24 protein-coding genes are annotated in these 24,565 nt (G+C 54.1%); 9 read left to right on the top strand and 15 right to left on the bottom strand.

What is annotated here, in order from left to right:
- Positions 1–8 precede the first annotated feature (8 nt).
- The 5 genes from BUB06_RS13540 to BUB06_RS13520 form a co-directional block, all read right to left on the bottom strand.
- Positions 9–947, bottom strand: a complete 939-nt coding sequence (locus BUB06_RS13540; protein WP_039473546.1) for a LysR family transcriptional regulator — start codon at positions 945–947, stop codon at positions 9–11.
- Positions 948–1,092: 145 nt separating this feature from the next.
- Entirely contained in the window at positions 1,093–1,851 is a 759-nt protein-coding gene (locus tag BUB06_RS13535; protein ID WP_039473542.1) for a CDP-diacylglycerol diphosphatase, read from the bottom strand.
- A gap of 270 nt (positions 1,852–2,121) precedes the next feature.
- Positions 2,122–4,131, bottom strand: coding sequence for a TonB-dependent siderophore receptor (locus tag BUB06_RS13530; protein ID WP_039473539.1), 2,010 nt, complete (start codon positions 4,129–4,131; stop codon positions 2,122–2,124).
- A 193-nt stretch (positions 4,132–4,324) separates the two neighbouring features.
- On the bottom strand, positions 4,325–5,596 hold the full coding sequence (locus BUB06_RS13525; RefSeq protein ID WP_039473536.1) for an MFS transporter: 1,272 nt from the start codon (positions 5,594–5,596) through the stop codon (positions 4,325–4,327).
- A gap of 223 nt (positions 5,597–5,819) precedes the next feature.
- A complete protein-coding gene (locus BUB06_RS13520; RefSeq protein ID WP_039473534.1) occupies positions 5,820–6,788 on the bottom strand; it encodes a helix-turn-helix transcriptional regulator in 969 nt (322 codons plus the stop codon).
- Positions 6,789–7,018: 230 nt separating this feature from the next.
- Between BUB06_RS13520 and BUB06_RS13515 the strand changes: the two genes are divergently transcribed.
- Complete coding sequence (locus BUB06_RS13515; RefSeq protein WP_039473532.1) at positions 7,019–8,857, top strand: ABC transporter ATP-binding protein; 1,839 nt, start codon at positions 7,019–7,021, stop codon at positions 8,855–8,857.
- Between the two features lie 20 nt (positions 8,858–8,877).
- Positions 8,878–10,644 (top strand): ABC transporter ATP-binding protein, encoded by a 1,767-nt coding sequence (locus tag BUB06_RS13510; protein ID WP_413783456.1) that lies wholly within the window; start codon positions 8,878–8,880, stop codon positions 10,642–10,644.
- Between the two features lie 17 nt (positions 10,645–10,661).
- Here the strand turns inward: BUB06_RS13510 and BUB06_RS13505 are convergent, their stop codons facing one another.
- Entirely contained in the window at positions 10,662–11,399 is a 738-nt protein-coding gene (locus BUB06_RS13505; RefSeq protein WP_039473530.1) for a helix-turn-helix transcriptional regulator, read from the bottom strand.
- Between the two features lie 493 nt (positions 11,400–11,892).
- Here BUB06_RS13505 and BUB06_RS13500 point away from each other — a divergent pair, with 493 nt between their 5' ends.
- Positions 11,893–12,507, top strand: a complete 615-nt coding sequence (locus tag BUB06_RS13500; protein WP_039473528.1) for a TetR/AcrR family transcriptional regulator — start codon at positions 11,893–11,895, stop codon at positions 12,505–12,507.
- On the opposite strand, the gene BUB06_RS13495 is transcribed toward BUB06_RS13500, so the two are convergent.
- From BUB06_RS13495 to BUB06_RS13475, 5 genes are read right to left on the bottom strand one after another with little or no spacing between them, the layout of a single operon-like run.
- Entirely contained in the window at positions 12,485–13,129 is a 645-nt protein-coding gene (locus BUB06_RS13495; RefSeq protein ID WP_039473527.1) for a PqiC family protein, read from the bottom strand. The genes BUB06_RS13500 and BUB06_RS13495 overlap by 23 nt on opposite strands.
- Positions 13,126–14,769, bottom strand: a complete 1,644-nt coding sequence (locus tag BUB06_RS13490; protein WP_039473525.1) for a PqiB family protein — start codon at positions 14,767–14,769, stop codon at positions 13,126–13,128. Before BUB06_RS13490 ends, BUB06_RS13495 begins: the two co-directional genes overlap by 4 nt.
- Positions 14,766–15,383, bottom strand: a complete 618-nt coding sequence (locus tag BUB06_RS13485) for a paraquat-inducible protein A (RefSeq protein ID WP_039473522.1) — start codon at positions 15,381–15,383, stop codon at positions 14,766–14,768. Before BUB06_RS13485 ends, BUB06_RS13490 begins: the two co-directional genes overlap by 4 nt.
- Entirely contained in the window at positions 15,373–16,008 is a 636-nt protein-coding gene (locus BUB06_RS13480) for a paraquat-inducible protein A (protein WP_174447506.1), read from the bottom strand. Before BUB06_RS13480 ends, BUB06_RS13485 begins: the two co-directional genes overlap by 11 nt.
- 35 nt (positions 16,009–16,043) lie before the next feature.
- Positions 16,044–16,706 carry a DUF3313 domain-containing protein gene (locus BUB06_RS13475; protein WP_039473518.1) on the bottom strand — a complete coding sequence of 221 codons (663 nt, stop codon included), beginning with the start codon at positions 16,704–16,706 and terminating at the stop codon, positions 16,044–16,046.
- 540 nt (positions 16,707–17,246) lie between these two features.
- Between BUB06_RS13475 and BUB06_RS13470 the strand changes: the two genes are divergently transcribed.
- On the top strand, positions 17,247–18,218 hold the full coding sequence (locus BUB06_RS13470; protein WP_010298717.1) for a chemotaxis protein: 972 nt from the start codon (positions 17,247–17,249) through the stop codon (positions 18,216–18,218).
- A gap of 115 nt (positions 18,219–18,333) precedes the next feature.
- Here BUB06_RS13470 and yghU read toward each other — a convergent pair whose 3' ends face one another.
- Both yghU and BUB06_RS13460 read right to left on the bottom strand, forming a co-directional pair.
- A complete protein-coding gene (gene yghU, locus BUB06_RS13465; RefSeq protein WP_039473516.1) occupies positions 18,334–19,173 on the bottom strand; it encodes a glutathione-dependent disulfide-bond oxidoreductase in 840 nt (279 codons plus the stop codon).
- Between the two features lie 289 nt (positions 19,174–19,462).
- On the bottom strand, positions 19,463–20,074 hold the full coding sequence (locus BUB06_RS13460) for an NAD(P)-dependent oxidoreductase (protein ID WP_010298719.1): 612 nt from the start codon (positions 20,072–20,074) through the stop codon (positions 19,463–19,465).
- 102 nt (positions 20,075–20,176) lie between these two features.
- On the opposite strand from BUB06_RS13460, the gene BUB06_RS13455 reads away from it, so the two are divergent.
- Together BUB06_RS13455 and BUB06_RS13450 are read left to right on the top strand one after the other, a co-directional pair.
- A complete protein-coding gene (locus tag BUB06_RS13455; protein WP_039473514.1) occupies positions 20,177–20,617 on the top strand; it encodes a winged helix-turn-helix transcriptional regulator in 441 nt (146 codons plus the stop codon).
- A gap of 353 nt (positions 20,618–20,970) precedes the next feature.
- Positions 20,971–21,273 carry a helix-turn-helix domain-containing protein gene (locus tag BUB06_RS13450; protein ID WP_010298722.1) on the top strand — a complete coding sequence of 101 codons (303 nt, stop codon included), beginning with the start codon at positions 20,971–20,973 and terminating at the stop codon, positions 21,271–21,273.
- Between the two features lie 36 nt (positions 21,274–21,309).
- Here the strand turns inward: BUB06_RS13450 and BUB06_RS13445 are convergent, their stop codons facing one another.
- Entirely contained in the window at positions 21,310–22,314 is a 1,005-nt protein-coding gene (locus BUB06_RS13445; RefSeq protein ID WP_072013020.1) for a threonine ammonia-lyase, read from the bottom strand.
- A 52-nt stretch (positions 22,315–22,366) separates the two neighbouring features.
- Here BUB06_RS13445 and BUB06_RS13440 point away from each other — a divergent pair, with 52 nt between their 5' ends.
- Positions 22,367–22,705 carry an ArsR/SmtB family transcription factor gene (locus tag BUB06_RS13440; RefSeq protein WP_039473511.1) on the top strand — a complete coding sequence of 113 codons (339 nt, stop codon included), beginning with the start codon at positions 22,367–22,369 and terminating at the stop codon, positions 22,703–22,705.
- 14 nt (positions 22,706–22,719) lie between these two features.
- Here the strand turns inward: BUB06_RS13440 and BUB06_RS13435 are convergent, their stop codons facing one another.
- Positions 22,720–23,112 (bottom strand): winged helix-turn-helix transcriptional regulator, encoded by a 393-nt coding sequence (locus tag BUB06_RS13435; protein ID WP_039473883.1) that lies wholly within the window; start codon positions 23,110–23,112, stop codon positions 22,720–22,722.
- An 89-nt stretch (positions 23,113–23,201) separates the two neighbouring features.
- On the opposite strand from BUB06_RS13435, the gene BUB06_RS13430 reads away from it, so the two are divergent.
- Entirely contained in the window at positions 23,202–23,627 is a 426-nt protein-coding gene (locus BUB06_RS13430; RefSeq protein WP_039473509.1) for a DoxX family protein, read from the top strand.
- Between the two features lie 119 nt (positions 23,628–23,746).
- Complete coding sequence (locus BUB06_RS13425) at positions 23,747–24,382, top strand: NAD(P)-dependent oxidoreductase (protein ID WP_039473505.1); 636 nt, start codon at positions 23,747–23,749, stop codon at positions 24,380–24,382.
- The last annotated feature ends 183 nt before the right edge of the window (positions 24,383–24,565 follow it).

Below are 24,565 nucleotides of genomic sequence, written 5' to 3'. Positions count from 1 at the left end.
GAATGCGCTCACAGGGTCGGCAGTGCCGGAGCCGGTGAGCGCAGCCTGTCCTGTGCCAATATGCTTTCGATCATCAGCTCGGCCAGCGGTGGTAGCGTTCTCTGCAAACAGGTGACAATACCGAAGCGGGTTTGCATATTTGCCCATTCCGGCGGCGTGCCTGTCAGTGGAATTTCTACCAGTTGATGGCTTAATCGACCCAGCGCAAAGCCATCCTCGCTGGCAAAGCTGATGGCCTGCGTATGCCGTAGAATGCTGAAAACAGAATAGATATGGTCACACTGAATCTGTGGCCGATAATCGGGCTGGCGCGTTAAGGCAGCCAGCACCTTGCGCATGCCGACGGGCATAAAAGGGGAGGCGAGCGGAAAGCGCAGGAGATCGTCCGGCGTGACGTTTGCCTGCTGTACCAGCGGGTGCGAAGAGTGGCAGATAAAAAAGCAGCGCTGCTGGCTTAATGGCTGGACATGAAGGTTGGTTTCCATTTCGGCCTGCCAGGTATCGGCAACGATAAAAGGCCACTCATCGGCTAGCAGCCGTTCACGCAGGGATTGCCAGTTATCCACGCTGTAGGTGACTCTGGCTCGCGGACGAAGGGCGTGAAAATGTGCCACCGCCTTGGGGATCAGCGTGGTAGACGGTGCCGGGCCGCAGCCAAACGTCAGTTCGCCTTCCTGTGCCTCGCTGATCTGCCGCATGTCGGTCATCAATTCCCAGGACAGTTCCTGCATACGCCGTGCAAACGGCAGCAGCGTATTGCCCTGCCACGTCAGCGCAAAGCGGCGGCTCTGGCGGTCGATAAGCGGATGCCCCATCGTTTGTTCCAGCGCCTGAATGCTGCGGCTGAATGCCGATTGCGACAGGCAGACGGCCTCAGCGGCCTGTACAAAACTCCCATGTTCGGCCAGTGCAAGAAAATTGCGTAATTGCCGTAAATCCAGATGCATATTGCAGCTACCTACCCTATCGATTTTCCCCACTTTTTAGGCGGAGGTCGACTAGCAACGCAATGAACAAAAATTTATAAGTTATAGCGAATTGATTGCTATAGGCCTTTAGCTCGCGCAGGCCGCTGTCTGGCGCGGTCAGTGGCTATTTCGCCAGCGCACAGGAAAAATCCTGAATTTCTTCCACGGATCCGAGACTCATATTGAACACGTCCAAACTGCTGGCGAGCAGCACCTTTTCGCCCGTCGGCATGGAGACCATTGCAAGGCCGTATTTGCCGATAGATTCATTCTGCTGCTGTGCGTAGCGATCGAGCGTTTTGAACGGATTGCTTTGCGCCAGTTCGTTCACCGCGAGCGTTTTTGCCAGATAGACGTGCCCGTTAATTTTTACCGGCAGCGTTTTCCAGTCGCCAGAGAGCGTCGGGAACTGCTGGTTCAACGTTTGATAAATCTCTGGGCGCAGGCAGGCAATGTGGATATGCAGCTGGTTTTGTGTACGGCCATAGCGTGAGTTAATCGCCAGCGAGAGATAATCATCTCTGATCGGCTTACCGGCTTCGCGCGACAGATGGCTGCGATTGGCCCATGCCTGCTCGAAAAAATTGGGCGTGCCTTGCTGCAATAGCGTTGGACTCTCGATGCCGCTGATTTTATCGATTGGGAGTAGCAGATCGTGATAGGGACCGTTTCTGTCGTCAAAAAGCACATAGCCGTTCGCCAGATTGACTTCCAGACAGGGGGCGGGTTTACCGTTGCGCTGTTGGTTGGGAACGCACTGTTCGCTGACGATCTCCCACAGCGCATTGCTGTTTCCCCGGTCAACCTTCCACCATATTGTTGTGGCTGCTGCGAGTAAAATGATGGCAGAAACCGTGAAGATCAGGATCGTGTTACGTTTCATGACGGGTCTCCGGCAGGCGCACAAGGCGCAAAGTAGCAGGGAAAAACGGGGCATGAGAATTCAGTGATAAGCCAGCAGTATGGGGCAGGGGTAATGTCATTAATATGACTTTGGTGCAAGGAGACATCCTAATCGGTAACGGATTGTAAGGGTGAGAGACGGTAGGTTAACCTGTAGGATATGGGGATAAAAGGCATTCAATGCGATGCTATCGGGATGGCTGAACACCATCCCGACAGGTTGCGACGGTACGAATACCGATAATAGAAATCAGAACAAATCGACCCGCACGTCCACGCCAACGGTTCGGCCTTCATTGACCTGCGCGTAGCCCGATGTGCCGCTCATAAAGCCAAAGGTGCGGTAGCGGCGGTCGAAGACGTTATCCACATAGCCAGCGATATTCACCCGGTCGGTGGCCTGCCAACTGAGGCGCAGATCGGTCGTGGTATAGGTGCCCTGACGCAACGCGTTGTCGCCGTCGAAGTAGTGCGGTCCTACCACATTGAAGGCCAGACGCGGCATTAACGCGCCGAACGAGGTATCAATCAGTCCGTTCAGGCTGGTGCCAGCCCCGTAGCGCGGTACGAAGGGCACACGCTTATCCTGATAGCTTTCACTGTCGCCAGTAAATTCAGAACGGACATAGGTGCCGTTGATATCCCATGACCAGTTAGGAACGAACTGCCACTTCAGCATCATCTCTACACCGCTGGCATCGGCGCTACCTGCGTTGCTGAGCGTTTGCATACCGACCGGGCCGGAATACAGCTGCATATCACGCGTGTGAGTATGGAACACGGCGCCCTGAAGCTGCACATCGCCGCTCTGATAGCGCGATCCGATTTCATAGTTAATCGATTTCTCCGCGCTGTACGGAATAGCCTGTGTGCCGGCGGCAGGTGAGTAGTTAAAGCCCGTTGGCTTGTAGCCCTGCGCAACGCGGGTATAGACACGCCAGTCATTATTCAGCAGATAGCTGGCGGAGAGCTGCCCCAGTACCTGATCGTCATCAACGCTATTGCGGTCGCCCACGTTCATGCCGGAGAACTGCTGGTGATAACGGGTTTCGGCTTTATCGTGCGACACGCGCAGTCCGCCGCCCAAATCGATACGGTCGGTCAGGTGCCAGGTCAGATCGCTGTAAGCGGCTAACGTCTCCGACGACGTATTGGCATTGCTCTTCATGAACGGAGAACCCGCCGTGCTGTAGGCCAGATCGAGTTTTTCACGCGTGTTCTGTCGGTAAAGACCGAACACCATATCTACCTCGCGGCCTGCACCGTGTGTCGCAGCACGCAGCTCCTGCACGTCCTGATTCCAGCGCTCCGGCATATCGGCAATCAGCGTACCGTTCGGGAACGTGCGGTCGTAATTTTGCTGCTGCCACGCGCCAATCAGGCTAAAAATCCAGTTATCGGTGGTGTATTTTCCGCTCAGCGACTGACTGTGCGTACAGCGGCGCAATGTAGGATCGGGCGCGCCAGCGGCGATCTCCAGCGTTCGGTTTTTGGCATCACCAAACGGCAGGTAAGTATCCTGCGTAGCGCGCGTGCAGTCTTCCGTCAGCGCCAGACTGGTTTCCCACGGCTGATCATCGGGTGCCAGCCGCAGTCGAAGATTCCCGACGCTGGATTTTGTCCCGCCGAGATTGTCGCTGCCGGTAGCAGGGTTAGTCATCGCGCCCGAATCGACCTGACGCAGCAGCGTGACGCTGCCGTACAGCAGGCCATCCTGAATGGGGCCGCTGAGGTTGATTTTGCCGTGATAGCCGTCGCGACTGGCGACGCCGCCTTCAACATAGCCACGCGGCGTGCTGTCCGGCTGCTGAGTGACGATATTGATAATGCCGCCCTGAGCGCTTTTACCGTACAGCGTCCCCTGCGGGCCCCGCAGCATTTCGATGCTTTCCACATCGGAGAGTGCTTGCACGGTGTTGGTGGCGAGCTGCGGTACGCCGTCCACGTAGACGGTCACGGCCGGGCTGTAGAAATCCTGCGCCGAGGACACACCGCGCAGTGAGATTGACGGGAACAGCAGGCTGCCGTTATTGCCGAGGTTCAGACCGGGCATCACACGGGTGAGCTTATCGGTGCTGGTGACGCCAGCGTCTTTCAGCTCCGGTGCCGTCACGACGGTGGAAGAGACGTTATTGGCCGAGGCAGAATACGGCGACTGTTTGCTGGCGGTGACAACAAGCGTATCTTCCTGAGCGGCAAAGGCATAAGAAGAGAGAAACACGCCGGTTAAGGCAAGCGGATAAAGACGCATTATTTTCATTATTAAATCCCTGAAAAGACTAAAATCGATGTCAAAGGCAACGGCTTTCATCACGACCCGCTTTTTTAAGATATAGAAAGCGTGTGAGACAGAGAATGATGAAAGTTAAATGATAATCGTTTGCATTTTTTGAGCTACCCGTATCGGGTCTATTTCAACCCGAATACAGCAGGCTTCCTGCGCATTTTCCCTGTCATGAATCCCGTCCCTGTTGGTTTGCAACAACGGGGGGCGTTCCCTCTGAAAACGCGCGGGAAAGCCGCACAGATAGCCGCTTGGCGGGCCACAGGCTGGCGACAGCGAAGCAGGCCAGTACGCCTAGCGTGGTCTGATAATTTGTGTGATGCGCGAGCTGAAGCGCGGCAATCGACACGATCATGGCGACGGCGGCATCGGTCGATTGGAACAGCGCATAGTCGGAAGCAGGCTGATGCGGTCTGACTAATCCCATCAGGACGTTGTATAGCGTGACAAACCCGACGGCGGCAGCCAGATTGACCACGCCAAAGAGTGCGATCCAGGCATTCAATGAATACAGCGGGTAGCCGACGGCCAGCACAATGGCCAACAGAGCGTGCACAACCATCACGGGCAGCAGGCAGCGCAGTGCGCCCATGCGTCGAATCAGAACATTGGCGAGCACAATCCCTACGCCGCTGACGGCGGTGCTGTACACGGTCATGACGATACCCAGTTGGCTCAGGCTAAGCTGTCTGTCGATCAGCATGACGGTTTGTAGCGCCATCATGCCGCGCATCGCCAGATAGAAAATGGCCGTAAAGGCTAATACCGGCCAGAGTGCTTTAAGCGTCAGACGATTTAGCGTCGGGCGTGCGGCTTGTCGGGTCTGATGATATGTAGCCTGAGTCTGGCTGTGCTGAATAGGGGATTGTTGGATATAGCGCAGCGGCAGGATGAGCATCAGCAGCGACAGCCCCGCCAGCGCAAAGAAGCCACCTCGCCAGCCCGCCTGTTCCGCAATACTCAGGAACGCATAGGAACCGAACAGAATGCCCAGATAGCTGCCGCCGACCTGTGCGGTATTCGCCAGAGCACGGCTGGACGCGTTGGTGGTGCAGATCGTGATGCCGTCGGCATAGATATCGTGGCTGGCGGAGAGCAGCGCCAGCAGCATCAGCGCAATGACGATTGTCAGGACGGATTGTTCGGGGGAAATAACGCCAATCACGACCAGCGTCGCCGCCATCGCGATCTGGAGCAGCACCAGACTGCCTAAATAGGGATTACCGCGCAGAGGAAGTGCGTGACGTTCGCCCCACGGTGCCCACAGGCACTTGGCAATCCACGGCAGAAAGGTTAGCGACAGCCAGCTTAATTGCGCCAGATCCAGCCCGGCATGACGAAAATAGCCCGCCACGCCTTGCATAATGAGGGCGGTGATCATGCCCTGATGGAGGTAGAAACACCAATAGGGTAGATAACGTGTCATCGAGTTGTGCGTCATGGTTTATTGCGATCCAACCGCGTTATCGCCAGCGCTTCAAGCGAAGTGACGACGACAAAATAGGCGAGCGTATCAAGGAAAGGATGTGGCGTTGCAATGGAATCGGGCATGGCGGTTTCTCCTGCTTATAATGGAGAAAATGATAATCATTCGCTGTTGCAGCGCTACCCGAATCCAGTCTATTTGTACCCGTATCGGGATGAGCGGTGGCCTTGGCTATCGATTAAATGTTCAGACGCTTGAAAGCGGAAGGCGTAACGCCGAACTGCTTTTGGAAAGCGGCGCTAAAGTGGCTGGCATTGGCGTAGCCCAGATCGGTGGCGACCACCATAACTGGCGCACCCGTGACAAACAGCCGACGCCGCGCTTCGTGCATACGTTCGGCCTGAAATAACCCATAGATACTGTTATTGAAGAGCTGGCGGAATCCGCGTTTCAGCTTGAGCACGCTTAACCCGGTTTCTCTGGACAGCATGGCGATAGTGGGAGCCTGTGACAGATCTGCCAGCAGCAGATCTTTGGCCCGCAGCAGCTTTTGGCGATCGGCCTGGCTGAACGTGTCCTGCTGGGAAACTGTGTCTGCATGTCCGGCGACGGCGAGGCTAACCAGAATCATGCTTTGCCCCAGCAGCCACAGCGGCGCATGGCGGTTTTCACCGGCCTGCTGTGGATGCGTCAAGCTGGACAGCGCGTGGCTCAAGACCTGAGCGGTTGCCCGCATCTCGGCATTGCAGTCGCAGTGGGTGCAGAGCCGGCCAGAATCCAGCTGCTGTTGCAGGTTACCGGTGAGATCTGGCACCCAGTTAGCCAATAGCTCAGGGCTCAGCGACACCGTGACGCTTTCAAACTGCCCAGCGTAGGATGACGTACCCTGACAGTCCGGAGTGTAGCTAATGCAGCCAGATCCTTGCTTCAGTACGTGCTCTCGTCCCCGATCGCCTTTCAGCGAGAATTGCGAATCTCCCTGCAACGAACAGGAAAAATTGATACGTCCCCAGTCGTCGTGCAAATGCATGGTCGTCGGTTGCCGGAACTGCCCGCGCCACACCAGAATATCCAGCCCTTCCTGAAGCGTAGCACGCAGCAGGCTACAGTCCGCACCGGTATCCGGCCGCATGACGTGCAGTTCAGCGATCAAATTTGAAATGGTGACTTCAGGCTCGCGGGCGGATTTCAGTGGGGAGGCATTCAATGGGCAGACTCCTGAGGATACGGGGTGCGGTCATCGGACGATCCGATCGTGGGACGATCATCGCAACGCGGTTGATGACGATAACCCGTACCGATTCGGGTAGAAATCGGCTCGAATCGGGTAGATACACAATTGAGAATAGTTATTATTCCTGACTTTATTGCCGTCGTCGAGTTGATTTGCTTGTTTTGCGGGTAAGCGACTGTGCAGGAAGGAGAAAAGAGAACACTATGCCACATTCCGCTGCTGAGGGTGGTTCATCCGCTGCCACGTCGCCTTCTACGCCACAGAATCGTGCCTGGCACATTATGCACCCTGTACGCGGGCAGATTCGTCTGGCGATGTGTCTGTCGGGGCTATCGGTTCTGGCTGGCATCGCATTTCTGCTCTTTCTGGCGTGGAGTATCCAACTGCTGATCGTGCAACCCGCGTCATGGCCGTTGCTGACGATCAGCGGCGCTGTGCTGTGCCTGTGCGCCAGCTATCTGCTGCGTCTGCTGGCCTTTAATCAGTCTCACTACGCTGCGTTTCGGCTGGAGAATCAGATCCGCAACGCGTTGGCGGAACAGCTGGCGCGGATCCCGCTGGGTGAGGTGCAGCGTCTGGGCACCGGCTCGCTGGCGAAGATCGTGCAGGATGATGTAAAAGCGCTCCACCTGTTTGTGGCAGACAGCACGCCGCTCTACGCCCGCGCGGTTGTGGCACCACTGTGTACGGGCGCGTTGCTGTTCTGGCTGGACTGGCGTCTGGCACTGGCGGCCTTGCTGGTGCTGGTTATCGGTGCCGTGGTGCTGATGCTGGCGATGCGCAATGCTGGCGAGATGAATCAGCGCTACAACCAGGCGCGGGAAGACGTCAGTACCGCCGTTATCGAGTTTGTGCAGGCGATGCCGGTGGTGCGCACCTTCGATACGGGCGCTTCAACGTTTGGGCGCTATCAGCAGGCGCTGGAAAATTATCTGGACGTGCTTACGCGGTGGTATCAGCAGGCGGGGTTCTCGGCGCGCTTCTCCTTCGCGGTGCTTAACCCGCTTCCTACGCTGCTGGTACTGTGCTGGGTGGCATACGGTTTCTATCACTCCGGCGAGCTTGATTTCAGCCTGTGGGTAGCCGTGCTACTGCTCGGTAATGGCATGGCGGAGGCCGTCATGCCGATGATGGCGCTGAATCACATGGTGGCGAAAACCCGATTGAGTATCAGCCGGATTCAGGACGTGCTGGCGTTGTCGCCGCTGCCGGAAGCGGAGAGTGATGTCTTGCCCGCTGACGCTAGCGTCAGCGTTGAGCAGGTCAGTTTCCGTTACGATCGGCACGCGAGCGACTGGGTGTTGGAGGATATCAGTTTTCAGGTGTCGGCAGGCTCGGTCACGGCGCTGGTGGGGGCATCTGGCGCAGGGAAAACCACCGTGGCTCGGCTTATTCCTCGCTTTTGGGACGTCACGGCCGGGCGCATTTTGATTGGTGGTGTCGACATCCGACAGATGAAAACCGCCACGCTCATGCAGCAGGTGTCGTTTGTTTTTCAGGAGTCATTCCTGTTTGCGGACACCATCGCTAATAACATCCGGCTCGGCTTGCCTGAAAAAAGTATGGAAGAGGTGGTTGCCGCCGCGACGGCGGCGCAGGCGCACGATTTTATCATGGCGCTACCGCAGGGTTACGACACGCTGGCCGGTGAGCGCGGCCAGTTCCTTTCTGGCGGACAGCGTCAGCGCATCGCTATTGCGCGAGCGCTGTTGCATAACCGACCGATTTTGGTGCTGGATGAACCGACGGCCTTTGCCGACCCGGAAAACGAGGCGGCGCTGCTGGCGGCGCTTGGCGTCTTGATGCAGGGTAAAACGGTCATCATGGTGGCGCATCGTTTGTCGACGATCCGCGATGCTGACCAGATCGTGGTCTTCGATCGTGGACGGCTGAGCGAATCGGGTCGTCATGACGCGCTGCTAGCGGCACAAGGCCGCTATAGCGACCTGTGGCGACACTATGAGCAGGCGCAGAATTGGGCGCTAGGCAGCGCACCATGCAGCACATCGTCGAGCAACGGACAGTCAGGAGATCGCGCGTGATAAACGAAAACCATTCCTCCATGAGCTATTTCGCCATAACTGCGTGGCTATCTGCGTGGTGGCACACGTATCGCCAGCTGGAGCGGGTGACGGGTTCACAAGCTCATGTATTCCGTCGGTGTTGCCTGAGTCTGCTGGCGGCGGCCATCACTCAGGGGCTGGCGCTGGCGTGCCTGTTCCCGCTGCTGTCCGCGTTTATCCACGCAGAGGCTGCCCGCGAGATAGCGATATGGCTGGCGATCATGACGATTCTAAGCCTGTTGACGCTGGTGCTGCGCTGGTATGGACAAGGCTTTGAATATCGCGGGCAGCTTGCGGCGGCGACCCACGAATTGCGTATGCGTCTTGGGGAACAGCTGCGGAGCATGCCGCTGGCCACGCTTCAATCCGCGCGGGCGGGGGACATTAACGCGCTGCTGCTGGGCAGCGTGGATGAGAACCTGAACTATATGCTGGCGATAGTCAATCAACTGCTGCTGGCTATCGTAACGCCTATCGTGATAGCGCTCGTCATGCTGCTGGTGGAATGGCGATTAGGCGTGAGTCTGCTGCTGATCTTTCCCGCCATCGCGCTGCTTTATCGCTGGAGGCGGCCGGCATTTGCACGCACGATGCAGGCGCTGGCGGAGGCGAATCAGCAAACCAGTGCCGATATTGTGGAATATGTACAGGGGCTTGCCGTCCTGAGAACCAGCTGTCAGCAGGCTGAACGCACATCGGCACTGCGTCAGCGTTTTCAGTATCTACAGCAGATACAAACGTCGGCTCACCGCAGCGGTGCGAAACCCGGTGCGGTGGTCGCCAGCGTCGTAGAGTTGGGCCTTCAGGGCGTGCTGATTTTTGGTATCAGCGGTGTTGTGGTGGGGGCGTGGGATATAGCCATCGTCGCCGCGATGATGGTGATTGTGGTGCGCTTCTCTGAACCGCTGGCGACGTTTGTCAGCTATACAGCGGTGTTAGAACTGATTGAGACAGCGCTGCATCGTATTGACGAGCTGCTGGCGATTGAACCGCTTCCCGTACACCAGCCTACTGAGGTGCCGACAACGTATGCGATTACGTTCGAGCAGGTGAGTTTTCGCTATACAGATGAGGCTGAAGCGGTGCTTGATAGGGTGGACATCGCGCTGCCGGAGAAGGGAATGACGGCGTTGGTTGGGCCGTCTGGCTCGGGGAAAACGACGATAACGCGACTGCTCATGCGCCATACGGATCCGCAACACGGGCGGGTGTGTATCGGCGGCGTGGATATTCGCTGCATTCCAACGCGTGAATTGAATAAGCTGATTTCTGTGGTGTTTCAGGATATCTATTTGTTTGATGATTCGGTGCTGGCGAACATTCGGATGGCGCGGCCGGATGCCAGCGATGCCGAGGTTGAGCAGGCTGCGGACGCGGCGCAGTGTCTTGCATTTATTCAACGGTTGCCGCAGGGATGGCAAACACGGCTGGGCGATATCGGCGGCAGATTATCCGGTGGTGAACGGCAGCGTATTTCGATTGCGCGAGCCTTATTGAAGGACGCGCCGATTGTGATTCTGGACGAACCGACGGCGGCGTTGGATACCGAAAGCGAGCTAGCCGTACAGCGGGCGATTGACAGGCTGGTTCAGGACAAGACGGTCATTGTTATCGCGCATCGGCTATCGACAATTGTGGGGGCACATCGAATTCTGGTTGTCGAGAATGGTGCTATTTCCCAGCAGGGAACACATAGCGAATTACTGGGTGTTGAAGGCCGCTATCGTGCGTTGTGGAAAGCACAGCAGTCTATCTCACTAAAGTGAAATAGACGTGATGACAATTATAAAGGCTCAGGCTTGATGAGCTGTAATTCTACGCCCAGTCTGATGGCATGTTTGGCATTCAGCACGCCGAGTTTTTTTACCACATTTCCAATATGGAATTTCACGGTGCTGATTTTGATATCCAGAATCAGCGCAATTTCCGGGTAGGTTTTTCCCATGCTGGCCCAGTACAGAATTTCGTTTTCGCGCTGGGAGAAAATCTCTTTGTCACCTTGTTTTCTGCTCTGCGGGCTTTGCGTCATCTCTTTGTAAAGCGTGGTGATTTTTTCATGAACGGCAATAAGCAGCATTTGCAGTTTGTCTTTGTTTTCCTCAACAATGTTTTCCATATCCGTTGGCGCGTGTTCTTCAAACATAATCGATAACGCCGCCAGATTATTATTGTTGTCATGCAAGACAAAGGTGTAGCCATTAACAATATCGTACTCTTTTGACAGATTAAAAATCTTGGAGAACTTCAGCTTAGAGTTAATAACGATGTTGTCTTCCCAAGAGAACGGCGAGACTTTATTTATCGCTGTCAAAATAACCGGATCGATATGCTGATAGTTATTTTCTTTATAGGTATTAACCCATTCCTGCGGGTAATTTGAGATGATCACAACCTGAGACGGGTTCTTCTTGTTCATGATCATGTAGGCGTATTTCAGGTCGCCATACTGCTTTAATTTTCGGCCGAGATAGCTTTTTATCGTGTTATTGATAATTTCATTGTCAGAGCAAAATACAGACATGTAACGGCCTCAATAAAAGCGAGAAAGTACCCATGATATAGATGGCATCCTAAAAGTATAGTGCTGACCTATACCTAAGTCTAACTACTGTTACTCCATGATATCACTTATAATTTTTTCATGAACAGGACAATTTATAAAAAAATTCAAGAAAGTAAATTTTAAAAAATTGTTACAAATTGATTTGCCAACCCAGGGAATTACCCATAATTTTGTTCCTGTTCTGTCTACTGAATTTAGGATGTGTGGTGTCAAACCACACATCCTAAAAACAGCGATCCCGTCATTCGGAGCTGGATAGTAAATAATCCGTTTTCGCTTATCAACCCCCGTCGTCCTTTGCTGTTCATCGTCATACCTTTCTCGTCCTTCTCCCGTTGTTACAGGCTGCAATGTTGCGTTGTGTAAAGAGGCGGCGGCGAGGCTAATGTTTTGATAATATTGCTATATCGAATCCTATTTTGCTCGTCAGCATCGGCTGGCAGGAGTGGTGATGAAAGTCCGCACTAAGGCTCGTCGTGAGGCCATCGTTAAAACGGCGGCGCAGCTTTTTCAGGAAATGGGCTATGAACGCGCCACCATGAATGAGCTGGCGAAGCGGGTCGGCGGTTCCAAGGCGACGCTGTATGGCTATTTTTCAACCAAAGAAGAACTGTTTACGGCTGTCGTTCGTGAACATGCGACCATGCATCTGTCCGAGGCAACGGCGGAACTGATGACGGACACGCTGGCATCCGAAACGCTGGATGTGCAACTGACGCGCTTCGGCGAACGCATTCTGTACGTGTTGACCAATGATAGCAGCGCGATGGCGATTTATCGGATGGTGGTGGCAGAGGCCGGGCATTCCGATATTGGTTCGCTGTTTTATGAATCAGGCCCGAAAGAGAACGTCGATAAGCTTTCTGAACTGATGGCTGCGGCGATAGCGCGGCAGGAACTGAAACCCGGAAACCCACGTTTGCGTGCGTTGCAGTTTTTGGCGCTGCTGACGGCAGAAATTGATGACCGCATATTCCACCGTCATTTGCAGCCAATGAGTCTGGAACGCATCCGCGAGATCGTCGGGGATGCGGTTAGCATGTTTATGGCCGGAGCGGCGGCGTAAGGCAGGTTCCTTGGCGATCCGGCATCCAGCGGGTCGCCGTTGCGGCGATCTGCTCTGCCAGCCGTGTGATGACCTGCTGCTGAGCGTGCAGCATCGCGGTATCACCGCCCGCCGCTTGCTCGGTAAACTGGCTGCGACAGAGCAATCGTGCACGCGCATTTTCTTCTCCAACGGTGCTTAGGCTCCAGTCGGCGTCAAACGTCACCGATTGACCGGGCCAGCTATCAAATCGCCGAACCTGAAGGTGAATTCTAACCACTGGCGTGTCTGCCGAACGCACCAAACCTGAAACATCCTGCGTGTTGAGACGCTGCGTCAGATCGGCGGAAAGCGCGGTACGGATTTCCTCGCTCAGCGGGCTAAGCCAACGGTCGTTATCCAGCACGACAGCACCGCTATCACCCTGTCGAATAACAAGCTGAGACGTATCGATTTGCGCCGGTACGCCAACAGGCAGCACATCAATGAAAAAGGGTGCAGCGCGCGTTGTTTTTGCCATAGGGGATAGGGTTGCCACTGGCGAGGCGGGCGCCAGCAGCGTGTGATAACGCACCTGAGGCGACGAGCAGGCGCTCAGCAACGTAATAACAACAAGCTGACAAAATAGTGCCACTCGTTTCATCTTGAAGATCCTTCTCGGGAAAGGGGAGCGTGGTTAATTGCCGACAGCGAGTCGCTCGGCCGTCCTTGCAGCAGCGATTCAGGGTGACGATCAATCTGCTCGGCCAGACTGCGCAGGGCGCGTAGCGTGCGCTGAATTTCCTGTAGTGACTGTGTGATACCCAGTTGCAGCGGCGAATCCTCTTCCAGAACATCCTGTGCACGGCGTGTGGCCTGCTGCATTTGTTTCATCAATCGATTGGCCTCCGGCAATGTCTGTCCGTTAACCTGCCGCAGCGCTTTATTGGCTTCTACCAGCGTGGTGTTCATGTTGCGACCGATAGCATCCAGCGGCAGGTTATCGATCTTGCCAATGATGCTCGCCATCTGCGTTTGTAATCGGTCAAATCCCCCATCGACGGTAGGCAGCACTAACGGGCGGGCGTTGAGATCAAACGGTGTCTTCGCCGCATCGGGCACAAAATCGAGTGAGATATAGAGCTGTCCGGTCAGCAAATTGCTCGGTGCTACCTGTGCACGCAGGCCGTGTTCAACCAGATCGCGCGTAAACTCAGCCGTTTGCTGTTCGAGCGACGTTGCCTGCTTAGGCAGCCTATCCAGCACGTCACCAAGCCGGTTAGGAAACACTTCAATGCTGACGACAGTAGGAAAGCGATAGCCTGTTTTGCTGTAATCCAGCGCAATGGCGGTCACGTAGCCGATTTTGACGCTGGAGAATTCCACGGGCGCACCGATCTCCAGGCCGTGCAATGAACGGTCGAAACGGAGTTTGAAGAGGATGGGCGGGCCATCCGGTGGTGACAGGGCCGATTCCCGATCGCTCGCCAGTTTGTAGGTGGTCAGCGGTTCTGGTCGGGCAATCGTGTCGTCCAGATCGGGGGTGGAAAACGCGATGCCACCGGCCATGACGGCAGCGAGGGTTTGTGTTCTGAGGCGAAAACCGTTGGCGTCCACCGAGAGGTCCACCCCGCTGGCATTCCAAAAGCGAGTATTCGGCGTCACAAAACGGTCGTAGGGCGCATCGATAAAAACCTGAAGCTGGACGCTGCGACCATCGCGATTCAACTGGTAAGACGCGACGCGACCGACGGGGATGCGACGGTAGTAAACCGGTGAACCGCTATCCAGCGACCCGAGATCGTCTGCCTGAATGACAAAGCGGCTGCCCGGCATGCCGTTAATCACCGCGGGCGGCGACTCTAAACCGATAAAGCGAGTTTCTTCCTGAGTCGATTCGCCTTTATCGGCCCCGATGTAAGCGCCGGAAAGCAGGGTATCGATACCCGTCACGCCGTTGATGGCGACGCGTGGGCGCACTACCCAAAAACGGCTATCGGCATGCGCCAGATTTTCCGCATTTTTATTGAGCTGTACGGTGACAAGAACCTGCTGACTGTCCTGACTCAGTGAGATGTCTTTTACGCTGCCTACCGCTACGTCTTTATATTTGACGACGGTGCGGCCTGCTTCAAGACCGCTTGCGCTCTGAAAGGAAATCACGATTTCCGGCCCGGTGTCCGACCAGGTATGAATCAGCATGGCGAGCCCCGTTAGCATGGCGAGCGCCGGTACCAGCCAGATTAATGAGATTCGCCAGCGTTGGCGGATAATCACCGGATCGCCGGGTTGTTCGTGGATCATTTTTTGTCACCTTTCCAGATAAGACGCGGGTCATAGCTCATGGCAGATAGCATGGTCAGTATCACCACCAGCCCAAAAAAAAGAATGCCGCTGCGGGGTTCAGCTTCACTCAGCGGCGGAAATCTGACGAGTGCAGAGACGGCGGCAATGACGACGACATCCAGCATGGACCAGTAACCTACCCATTCTGTTAGCCGATACAGTGCCGCGCGCTCGGCCATTGCCTTACGGCTTTTTTGGCGTGACATGAATAGCAGCAGGCCAAGAATCAGAAATTTCATACAGGGGATGACGATGCTGGCAGTAAAGATCAGCAGGGCGATGCCGTAATCACCGCTGCGCCAGAAATCCATCACACCGCTTAAGATGGTGCTTTCGCTTCCCAACCCGAACAGACGGGTGTACATCACGGGTAACACGTTGGCGGGAATATAGAGAATCAGGGCGGCGACCAGTAACGCAGAAGAGCACGCTGTGCTGTCCTTGTGGGAAGACGTCAGCCGCGACTGGCAACGTGGGCAACGCGCCGCGTCGTGCGTGTCGGCTTCATGCTGGCAGACGAGGCCGCATACCGGACAGGCAACCAACGGCTGGGCGGACGGATTACTTTTCATGACTGACCACGCTGCGGTGACTGTCCGTGGGCACCAGCGACCAGAGCGGGCGAAGATCCAGACTGTTGACGACGACGAGCAGCAGCATCAGCGCCGCTAGCGCCCAGCAGCCCGTTCCCGGCATAACCTGCATAAAGCCGGAGAGCTTGATGGCGGCGATCAGAAAGCCCAGCGCCGCAATCTCCAGCATGCTCCAGGGACGAAGCCACAGCAGTATCTTCATCACGGGGATAAAACCGGGGGCACAGCGGCTTTGGTTGGCGAACATCAGTACCCAGCCGGTCAGCATGATTTGCAGAAAAGGGGCAATAATCAGGAGAAAAAAACAGCCTATCGCCAGCGGCAAAGTCGCACCGTTAGCCAGCGCGAGCGCCGCTTGCCACAGCGTGGCCGTATTCTGTAACGCATGGAAACTGACGCTCAGTACCGGATAGATATTCGCGATAAAAAACAGGATGGCCGCCGTTTGTATCAGCGCCAGCCGATGCCCGGTATTCATCCAGCCTGAACGATAAAGTGTGGCCTGACAGCGTGTGCAGCGTGCCGCCTCACCGGGGTTTAACGCCCGGTAATGATGCACGCTGTCGCAGTGCGGACAGATAATTAAGTGGGGATAGATTGTCATCATGCCGTTCCGCACCGTTGTATATTCGTTTTTGCTTACTTCAGCATGTCAGCCAGTTCTTCAGCCGCTTTATCGATACCGACCTCCGCAGCGCTCAGTGCACCCACGCTGGCGCTGACGTTCATGGCATTCGGGTACTGCTTCGCGACATAGGCATTGAGCAGCTTGTTGGTTGCCGCATCATAAATTTCAACGGCATAGTTCACGGAACCGTTGAGCAGACCTTCTTTGCCACGGATGGATTGCACGATGTTGTATGGCCCGCCAGCCAGGTCAAATTTGGTAAACGTACCGGCAACCGGCGTCGTGGTATCGGCACCCGTCAGCGTCAGTTTCAGCCGCAATGTGCCGGGCGCAGGCGAGGTCACTTCGTTAAAACGGGAACGCAGGGTTTTACTGAACGTATCCTGCATATAGGCGGCCAGCGACTGCTTGTCCTGCTGTGACATGTCGTTAAATTGGTTGTCACTGCCCTGATAAATACTGACCGGATCGATGATGATGTGGGTGTACTGCTTCCAGTCGACGGGCGTGCTGTAGCGGTAAGGAATGCGATCCGCGTGTTCGCCTGAGTTTTGCGCCAATTGCGAAGACGATGCGATGCCGCTGTAGCGCACGGGAGGATTGCTTGCGCAACCTGCGAGTACGACAGCCAGAGCCAATACGGTAGGACGTGCAACTCGGGATAATGTGAACATATAAGAATCCTGTAAAGAGAACCGCGAAATAGCGTGATAACACGCAGCCTTAGCCACACGACATCCAGTCACGCCAGCCGTTTAGGTGCCAGAGCACCTTCACTGTCGCTATGCGTTAATCTCGGCATGTGTACTTTTTAAAACTAAACTGTACGGTATGTTTTTAGTTTTTTCTGGCAGCGGTGTCAAGAGAGGTGTGAGGTTTTCTTCTCAGGCAACATTTCTGTCACGATTTGGGATAAGGTGTTGGCAAATTCTGCCGATATTAATGATTCAGGGAATGTTATCTGCACCTTAAGGATGCTAGCCGACTGTTATACTGAAGAGGGCTGATATCCGTCTACTGGTCCGATGATTGCCATCGTTGGATGATGAGGTTGACACACTTAACAAATATTTACGTTTGACGCTGGATAAGATTGAAGAACACGACTATCACGTACAGTGGAGCGGTCGGATGTTGGTTCCTGTTTGCTCACATCTCGAATGTTGCCTTGTTACGGTATACCTATAATGACAATGACTCGCACTGAGGAAAGCATGGATAATTTTCAAAAAGAAATCGATGAGAGAACAAACCTCACCTCTGCTAATAAATTTGAACTCTTATTATTCCAGCTGGGCAAATCACCTGAAGGTGGCAAATCTGAGCTGTTTGGCATCAACGTGTTTAAACTGCGTGAAATAGTGCCGATGCCTACGCTGACCAAAGCGGCTGGCATGAAATCGCCGATGCTGGGTATGGTCAACATTCGTGGACAAATCATTCCCGTTATCGATCTGCCTGCCGTGGTTGGTAGTTCATCGGAAACCGGCCTGAACATTCTTCTTATCACGGAATATGCACGTAGTACGCAGGCATTCGCCGTGGAATCAGTCGACGATATCGTTCGTCTGGAATGGAGCCAGGTTCTGGCCGCTGAAGCGGGCGTGAGCAGCTCCTATATCACAAGTATCGCGCGTCTTGATAACGACAAAGACAGCAACCGTCTGGCGCTGGTGCTGGATGTTGAACAGATTCTGTTTGATATCATTCCCGGCGATCGCGAAACCAAGCTCAAGAACGCAGAAGAGAAGACTTACCCCTATACGCCAGGTGCGATTGCGATTGTGGCGGAAGATTCCAAAGTCGCTCGTTCGCTGCTTGAGCAGGGGCTAACCCAGATGGGCATTCCGTTTAGTATGCACATCACCGGACAGGATGCCTGGAACAAGATTCGACAAATTGCGCAAGAAGCACAGTCAGAAGGCCGACCTATCTCGGATAAGATCTCGCTTGTTCTGACCGATTTGGAAATGCCGGAAATGGACGGCTTTACGCTGACAAGAAACATCAAGCGTGAAGAGTTCCTGAAGAATATCCCGGTGGTGATCCACTCTTCACTGTCCGGTAGCGCGAACGAAGATCACGTACGCAATGTTGGCGCAGATGCTTACGTCGCGAAATTTGAGATCAACGAATTGTCGACGGCGATTCAGACGGTACTGAATAAAGTGAAAGTACGCCGCTAATTAGTCAAGCGCGCGTATTACCACATTCGGCCTTTGCCTCCTCCTTGACGGGAGAGGGCAGAGGCCGATTTTTTTAGTCGTTGAATACGACCAGCATTGATCTGGCGGCAGAAGATTAATCCAAATCAGATGCCTGATGGCGCTCGGCGACCTGCTCAGACTCTTCGCCCCAGGTCCGGTTGACCTTGCGACCACGAATCACTGCCGGACGGGCGGCAATCTCGTCAGCCCAACGAATCACATGCGTATAGTCGTGTGCGGATAGAAACTCTCCGGCGGAGTAAAGCGCGTTTTGTACCAGCCCGCCGTACCACGGCCAGACGGCGATATCGGCAATCGTGTAGCTGTCACCCGCCAGATAACGGCTCTCTGCCAGTCGACGGTTGAGCACATCCAACTGGCGCTTGGTTTCCATCGTGAAACGGTTGATCGGGTATTCAAATTTTTCCGGCGCGTAGGCGTAGAAGTGCCCGAACCCGCCGCCAACGTAAGGGGCGGAACCCATCTGCCAGAAGAGCCAGTTCAAGGTTTCAGTACGCGTGGCGAGGTCGTTCGGCAGCAGCGCGCCAAATTTCTCGGCCAGATACACCAGAATGGAACCGGACTCGAACACGCGAACCGGTTTTTCGCCGCTTTGGTCAAGCAAGGCGGGGATCTTGGAGTTCGGGTTGACGTCGACAAACCCGCTGGAGAACTGATCTCCATCACCTATCTTAATCAGCCAGGCATCGTACTCCGCTCCCGAATGGCCTAGCGCCAGCAGCTCTTCCAGCATGATTGTCACTTTCACGCCATTTGGCGTTGCCAGCGAGTAAAGCTGAAGCGGATGCTTACCAACGGGCAGCGCTTTTTCGTGCGTTGGGCCAGCTATCGGGCGGTTAATATTGGCGAAAGCACCGCCGGAAGAGGCGGGCTGCCAGACTTTTGGCGGCACATAGGTTGGGGACGTAGCCATTCAAAATCTCCTTATGCATGAAAAGAGAGCGAGTTAAGTCAACACCATAACAAACTCACGCGGCTCGCTGATACCGTTCTGTTCTATCTCTACTGCATATTGATATATACCCGTCATACTTCAAGCTGCTTGTGCGTTGGCTGCCCTTACTCACCCCAGTCACTTACCTGAGTAAGCTCTTGGGGATTCGCTCGGTTGCCGCCTTCACGCAACTCGAATTATTTAGGGTATAACGCGAGATCCGCACATTGCTGAGGGAAGAAGTCAATGTGCGGATTGCCTTCAAGGCTTAATAGCCGACGGTAAAGCGCTGACGAGAGTGTGCCGGGTTTTCAATTTCATCAACCAGCGCAACGGCATAGTCTTCGAAAGAGATGCTGCTGCCTTTATCGTTACTTAGCAGCGCGTCTTTGCCGAGGCGGAAGGTGCCTGTGCGTTGACCCGGAACAAATTCGGCGGACGGTGAGAGGAACGACCAATCAAGATCGTTTTCCTGTTTTAACAAGTCGAGGAAGGCTGCGCCGCGAGAGGCTTCAGGACGATAAGCATCAGGGAAATTTGGCTGATCGATCAGGCGCTGGCCGGGTGCAATTTCAAGGCTCCCCGCGCCGCCGACGACCAGATAGCGTTTCACGCCTGCGGCTTTAACGGCTGCAATCAGGGTAGCCGGATCGGACGAACCAAATTTAACGGCGCTGACCACGACGTCATGTCCTTTGAATAATGCGACGAGAGCATCTTTGTCCAGTGCGTCACCCTGCTTAGCGGTAACGTTCGGCAGTGAAGCAATTTTTTCTGGCGAGCGTGCGATGGCGGTGACCGTATGCCCACGGTCCGATAATTCTTTAAGAATGCGTGAACCGGCATCGCCTGAGGCGCCAATGAGTGCGATATGTGACATGTAGACTCCTTATTTTCTTGTTTTGGGACTAAGTAACAAAAATAGACTATAGAGAATCTGGATGGTACATTCCCGACTTTCTCTCCACAAGAAGTCACCAGTATGCAACCAGGTCACACAACAATGACTAATGACACTCTCAACAATGACGCGGTTAGCCAAAAAACATCGCCAGCGGAAAACCCCGACGATTTCGCGTTTGATAATCCATGCCCGATCCGTGATGTGCTGGATCGCATCGGCGATCGGTGGAGTTTGTTAATACTAGAAGCGCTGGCGCAACAGACGCTGCGTTTTAATGAATTACATCGCCATATCGACGATATTTCGCGTCAGATGCTGTCACGCACGCTAAAACGACTCGAAGCTGATGGGTTCATACATCGGACGATCTATGCGGAAGTTCCCCCGCGCGTGGAATACACGCTGACGCCATTAGGGCACTCCTTTTTGCAACCCATGCAGTTGTTGATTCAGTGGGCTGATAAGAACCATGCCGAAATTTGTCGCTCTCGCCGTCAGGCCAGACAAAACAATGCTTGAACGGCCATTTGACTCTTAATCAATTACTCTCTCCAATCTAAATATCACCGCATTGTGCGACCTTGCTCGCACGGTGCTGGCAATGCTATTTCATCTGCATAGAAGTATTGGAATTCACCTTCCGATTTCTCTCACTGGCCTGTGCATATCTTCTGCTGTCGCTTCATAATCTGAATTATAGTCTTTCATCTATATAGGGTTTGATCTATATTTATAAGGAGGATTTGTGTGGAGAATTGAAACGACGGACGTGTTTGATAGCTGGTTCAGCGCCTTAAACGATGAGATGCTCCCGTTTGCTGAGCGGGAGTTAACAAATTATCTGGAAAAATCAGAGAAGAGGGAGTAATGCTATGGGCAGAACACTGGAACAGCTTCTTGCGGATGAAAAGCCAGAGGTCGTGGTCGATGCTCACGCTATAGCGACAGAGATGCTGCTCAACATTCATCTCGCCGAACTGCGTGAGAGGGTGCAAAAAACGCAAGTAGAAATGGCGCAGGTGCTTGGGTTAAAACAGCCGACCGTGGCGGTAATGGAGAAACCCGGTCGCGATCTGAAACTTTCCACGCTTAAACGCTATGTCGAAGCGACTGGCAGTAAGCTACGTCTTGATGTTGAACTGCCGGACGGCTCACATTACGAATTTATGCTGTAACGCCTCCCGCAGGTTGCCAGCAAAGAGGCGCTTGTCCTACCGGTTTACGTCGGCTGTCGCCTCATTAAGCAGCGTGAGATAGCGTGAGCTCGAAATGTTCCTGCCGGTGATGACACAGACGGTTTTGCGTCCGCCAATTTCCTTCGCGTAGCGAATGGCTCCCGCGACGGCAGGTACCCCAGAAGGCTCGACAACATGGCGATGCAGATCGAGCATTGACAGCATCGCGGCTTTGATTTCGTCTTCAGAGACGGTGAACACGCGATCGACGCGATCACGAACCAGCGGCCAGGTCATCGCGCTGGGCTCTATATAGCCACTCACACCCTCGGCGATGGAGGGGGCCAGATCGACGGGAATCGCTTCACCCGCTTCTTTCCAGCGAGCGAACGTTGGGCTCGCTTCACTCTGTATGCCCCACACTTCGATAGCGGGGTTGATTGCCTTGGCTGCTGTCGCAATCCCTGAGACCAGTCCGCCGCCGCCGATGTTCACCAGGATGATCTCCGCATCCATCCAGTCTTCCATAATCTCAAGACCGACGGTGCCACCACCCGCAATCATATGTGGGCTATCGTAGGCCGAAACGAAGGTGGCACCAGACTGTTGTGCAGCCACTATCGCCGCCTGTCGCGCGTCTTCGATGTCATCAAAGAACGTAATACGCGCACCACAGCCTTTCATGGCTGCGACCTTCATGGGATCTGCCGAGCGTGGCAAAAAGATAGTTACGGGGATGCCCGCGACCTGCCCGGCATAGGCGAGCCCTAGTCCATGATTTCCTGCCGTTGGGGCGATGACGCCAAAGCGGCGCTGTTCTGCATCCAGATTGGCAAGAACGTTTGCCGCGCCACGCAGCTTAAAGCTACCGGTCTGCTGGAGATTTTCCATTTTGAGTCGAATTTCTGCACCAACAAGAGCGGATAATTCCTGCGAGTGGTCTAGCGGTGTCCTGCTTATTGTTGCTTTGATCTGCTGAGACGCAGCGTAAATGTCCTTCAACGTTACAGAGTCGGTTGCCCTTTGGTGTTTGCTTGTCATAGTATTCTCCTATCAACTGTATATGGAAATGACTATATAGGTATTTAGCTATATGAACAAGCAGGCAACGACAACGGCCGATTTGCTGCGAGCGCTCGGCAATGAGCAACGGCTCATCATTCTGGAATGGCTGGCCGATCCTCGGGCACACTTCCCAAAACAGCAAGATGGCGATCTGGTTAAGGACGGAGTGTGTGTTGGGTTTATCACTGAGAAGATCGGCCTGAGCCAGCCGACCGTCACCGGTCATCTGCAATATCTTTCGAAAGCCGGGATTGTCACATCGAAACGCATCAAAAACTGGGTGTTCTACAAACTCGTCCCTGAGCGCTTAGACGAGGCAACCACCGTATTGTCTGAGCTGGTCAAGACAGCCTCTCGCCAGCAGTAAAGGCGCTAAAATTATTACTTTCCCTGCGATTTTGGCCTGGCTGTGCGTCCCCGCGCAGCAGGTTTGACGGGCACCGTTTGGCCGTATTCCATCCACCATGCTGTTAATGCTTGCATCGTTGGCCCAAGCCCGCGTGCTTTCGGCGTAATTTCATACTCGACACGTGGAGGCACTTCCGCGAAAACGGTGCGAGATACCAGACCATCCGTTTCTAGCTCACGCAGTTGGGCCGTCAGCATGTGTTGTGTAATGCCGGGAATTGCTTTTCGGAGTTCTCCGAAGCGATAAATCCGTTGATTGAGCAACCACATAATTTCTAGCTTCCACTTGCCTGCCAGCAGCCCAAATGCCCGGCGCATTTCCTCGTGCATGTTGATCTCAGGGGTGCCATTAGTCTTGTTTTCCATACTAACCATCATTATTTCATCCTACTTGCGGTAATTCATGTTAGCAGACATTCTGCGCCAACATTGGTAAACACGCTTAAGGAAATGTCATGCAAGCACACTACATTTACTGGGTCAGTACCACACTGTTGTCATTGCTGTATATCGCCTCCGCGACGATATACCTCACCAAAAGGGAGTGGGTCCGCCAGACGATAATTAACTTTGGTTATCCTGGTTATCTTGTGCCGATCCTCACCGCAGTGAAGCTCCTCGCTGTCGCTACCATCCTCTCCCGCATTAGCGTGCCGCTCAGCGATCTGGCCTATGCGGGCATGTTCTTTCATCTGCTTCTTTCGGCTATTGCGCATATTGGCGTGCGCAAACCTGGCGGCGCATTACCCGCAGGGCTGGGGCTGGTCTTTTTGCTCGTTTCATTTACCACCCAAAATACTGCGCACGATACTTCTTCGCCCTATGGCGGCGTTATCGCGGGGCAACACCTGACGTTCAGCGGACAGGGGAGCGCGCACTGAAGCGCCTGAGTCTGGTAAGCCGTCGGTTATTACTGACTCGCTTACCTGCCGATGGCAGCCTTGTTTTTTGACATTTCACATCTTGGTTATTCATTTTGATAAATACATAAAGGTGCAACATGAAAGTGACATTGTTCGGCGCGACGGGGAAGACAGGGCGTTATTTAATCGCCGAAGGCCTTAAACGTGGAATTGAACTGACGATATTTGCGCGCACAGGTTCTTTATTTGAAGATTCAAACGTCCGCGTTATTCGCGGTGAATTCACGGACAAAGAAGCGTTAAAAGACGCTATTCAGGGCGCAGATGCTGTGTTGTCCGCGCTTGGCCCAACCGCATTCAAGCACCCTAAAGCGTTACCGATTACCCAAGCGATGCAATCCATTATTACGGTGATGAAACAGGAAAATGTCACCCGCCTGATTGCTATATCGACCGGAACGGCGGCTGCCCCAGACGACGGTTCGGACTGGAGAATTCGGTTGCCTGCATGGTTGATTAAAATAATGATGGCGAGCGCTTATCAGGACATTATTGCTCTCGCAAAAACAATCCGCGCCTCGGAATTAGATTGGACGTTGGTCCGCGTCGCCTTTCTTAATAATAATCCTGCGTCGAGTTACCTCAACGTGGGACTTTATGGTAAGACCAAACACACCATGATGTTATCGCGGGAAGAAGTAGCGACGTTCATGTTCGATCAGCTATTCGATGGACAATTTATAAAGATGGCACCAGGAATTAGCACCGGATGAAATACGTCTACAGTATTGCTCCAGCGTGAATGTAGTCGCATCGCTTCTGATTCATTACTCGTCCAAATCAGCCGGTTTGGATCGTATCTAACCAGTGGGTGACCGTTTCGGTCGTTTTTCTTTCCTGATCGCATTCAATAACGAGTGGCTTTCTCCATCGGTTCTCTGGCGTCGGGTTCCTTA

This window comes from Pectobacterium carotovorum (assembly GCF_900129615.1).
Classification (GTDB): domain Bacteria; phylum Pseudomonadota; class Gammaproteobacteria; order Enterobacterales; family Enterobacteriaceae; genus Pectobacterium; species Pectobacterium carotovorum.
The sequence above is the reverse complement of the archived record's forward strand: the minus strand, read 5'-3'. Positions and strand labels throughout refer to the sequence as shown.